The following is a 2,794-nucleotide window of genomic DNA, read 5'->3' as shown; positions in this document are numbered from 1 at the left end:
TCATTGCCATTGTCCGCGAACTTGCGGACACGCGGGTCGCGGCGACGCCGGAGACGGTCAAGAAGTACGTCGGCCTTGGCCACAGCGTCGTTGTCGAGAGCGGGGCAGGCCTCACCGCGGCCATTCCCGACCCGGCCTACGTCGAAGCAGGCGCGACCATTGCGGCGAGCCGCGCCGAGGCGCTCTCGCAGGGCGACATCGTGCTCGCCGTGCGCGCGCCGGCGGAAGACGCGATCGCCGAAATGAAGGAGGGCGCGGTGCTGGTGGCCCAGCTCGCGCCGTACCAGAACACCACCTTCCCGGCGCTGGCCGCTAAGAAGGTGTCGGCGTTCGCGATGGAACTGTTGCCGCGCACCACCCGCGCGCAGGCTATGGACGTGCTCTCCAGCCAGAACAACATCGCCGGCTACAAGGCGGTGCTGCTGGCGACGCATTACTACCCGCGCTTCATGCCGATGCTGATGACCGCGGCCGGCACCGTGAAGCCGGCGCGCGTGCTGATCATGGGCGTCGGCGTGGCCGGCCTGCAGGCGATCGCCACCGCCAAGCGCCTGGGCGCGGTGGTCGAGGCGACCGACGTGCGTCCGTCGACCAAGGAGCAGGTCGAAAGCTTGGGCGGCAAGTTCATCGAAGTGCCGATGACCGACGAGGAGAAGGCAGCCAACGACGGCGTGTACGCGAAGGAAATGTCCGACGACTACAAACGCCGCCAGGCCGAACTGGTCGCCAAGCACGCCAAGGCGGCCGACATCATCATCACCACCGCCCTGATCCCGGGCCGCCCCGCGCCTCGCCTGATCGGCGAAGAGGTGGTCGCGGCGATGAAGCCGGGTTCGGTGATCATCGACATCGCGGCCGAAGCGGGCGGCAACTGCGCGCTGACCCGTGCCGGTGAAGTGTTCCAGACCGAAAACGGCGTGACGGTGGTGGGCCTTACCAACCTGCCGGGCATGGTCGCGGCCGACGCGTCCAGCCTCTACTCGAAGAACCTGCTGACTTTCCTCTCGCTGATGCTCGGCAAGGAAGGCTTTAAGCTCGACCTCGAAGACGACCTGCTCGCCGCGACGCTGGTGACCCACCAGGGCGAAGTGCGCTTCGGAAAATAAGGAAGGAAGACAAATGGTTGACCCGTTTATCAGCAGTTTCACCATCTTCGTGCTGGCGGTGTTCGTCGGTTACCACGTGGTGTGGAACGTCACCCCGGCGCTGCACACCCCGCTGATGGCCGTGACCAACGCCATCTCCGGCATCATCATCGTCGGCGCGATGCTGCAGGTGGTCGATATCGGCGGCGAGACGATCACCGTCACCTCGGTGCTCGGCACTATCGGCATCTTCCTCGCCAGCATCAACATCTTCGGTGGCTTCCTGGTCACCCAGCGCATGCTCGACATGTTCAAGAAGAAGAAAAAGTAAGGAGCTTTAGGTGGAAAACATTTCAGCGCTTCTCTACCTCGTCGCGGCGGTGCTGTTCATCCTGTCGCTGAAGGGGCTGTCCAGCCCGGTGTCCGCGCTGCGCGGCAACCTGTACGGCATGATCGGCATGCTGATCGCGGTGGTCACCACCTTCGCGATCATGGACAAGCCGGTGCTCGGCATGATCGCCGGTGCCATCGTCGCCGGTGGCGCAATCGGCGCCTGGAAGGCAAAGACGGTTGAGATGACCGGCATGCCCGAACTGGTGGCGGCCATGCACTCGCTGGTCGGCCTCTCGGCGGTGCTGATCGCGGTGGCCGCGATCTACCACAGCGGCGAGACGCACACCCCGGTGCAGAAGGTCGAGCTCTTTATCGGCGCCTTCATCGGCGCGATCACCTTCACCGCGTCGGTAATCGCCTACGGCAAGCTCTCCGGCCGCTTCGGCTCGAAGGCGGTGACCTTTGCCGGCCAGCACCTGTTGAACCTGGTGCTCGCCATCGCGATGGTCGGCTTCGGCGTGGTGTACTTCGTGACCGACGCGCACGCCGCTTTCCTCGCCATGGTCGCGGTCGCCTTGGTGCTGGGCGTGACGCTGATCATCCCGATTGGCGGCGCGGACATGCCGGTGGTGGTGTCGATGCTCAACTCGTACTCGGGCTGGGCGGCGGCGGGCATCGGCTTCACGCTGAACAACCCGGTGCTGATCATCGCCGGCGCCTGTGTCGGCGCGTCCGGCGCGATCCTCTCCTACATCATGTGCAAGGCGATGAACCGCTCGATCGTGTCGGTGCTGCTGGGCGGCTTCGGCGCCGAGGCGGCGACCGGCGGTGGCGGCGCGTCCGGCCCGAAGAACTACAAGTCGGGCTCGGCCGAGGACGCAGCCTTCCTGATGGGCAACGCCGACAGCGTGATCATCGTGCCGGGCTACGGCCTCGCGGTGTCGCGTGCGCAGCACGCGCTGCAGGAGTTCGCCAAGCTGTTGACCGAGAAGGGCGTCAACGTGCGCTACGCGATCCACCCGGTCGCCGGCCGCATGCCGGGGCACATGAACGTGCTGTTGGCCGAAGCCGAAGTGCCGTACGAGCAGGTGCAGGAGATGGAGGAGATCAACTCCGACTTCTCGAACACCGACGTGGTGCTGGTGATCGGCGCCAACGACGTGGTGAACCCGGCCGCGCAGAAGGACAAGGCGAGCCCGATCTACGGCATGCCGATCCTGGAAGCGTACAAGGCGCGCACCGTGATCGTGGTCAAGCGCTCGATGAGCGTCGGCTACGCCGGCCTCGACAACGAGCTCTTCTACATGGACAAGACCATGATGGTGTTCGGCGACGCGAAGAAGGTGGTCGAAGACCTGGTCAAGGGCGCCGAGCAC

3 protein-coding genes are annotated in these 2,794 nt (G+C 65.5%); all 3 read left to right on the top strand.

Going from position 1 to position 2,794, the window contains the following annotated elements:
- Positions 1–2 precede the first annotated feature (2 nt).
- A complete protein-coding gene (locus tag E5K04_RS16555; RefSeq protein WP_136555944.1) occupies positions 3–1,106 on the top strand; it encodes a Re/Si-specific NAD(P)(+) transhydrogenase subunit alpha in 1,104 nt (367 codons plus the stop codon).
- A gap of 13 nt (positions 1,107–1,119) precedes the next feature.
- Entirely contained in the window at positions 1,120–1,416 is a 297-nt protein-coding gene (locus E5K04_RS16550) for a proton-translocating transhydrogenase family protein (protein WP_136555943.1), read from the top strand.
- Between the two features lie 10 nt (positions 1,417–1,426).
- Positions 1,427–2,794 (top strand): NAD(P)(+) transhydrogenase (Re/Si-specific) subunit beta (locus tag E5K04_RS16545; protein WP_136555942.1); only part of this gene is annotated, 1,368 nt, incomplete at its 3' end.

Source organism: Crenobacter intestini, from assembly GCF_004919095.1.
Lineage (GTDB): Bacteria > Pseudomonadota > Gammaproteobacteria > Burkholderiales > Chromobacteriaceae > Craterilacuibacter > Craterilacuibacter intestini.
This window is presented reverse-complemented; position numbering and strand designations above follow the sequence as displayed.

Bases quoted from the DNA above. Each gene is read 5' to 3' on its own strand.
- E5K04_RS16550 (WP_136555943.1), top strand. From the start codon at position 1,120: ATGGTTGACCCGTTTATCAGCAGTTTCACCATCTTCGTGCTGGCGGTG.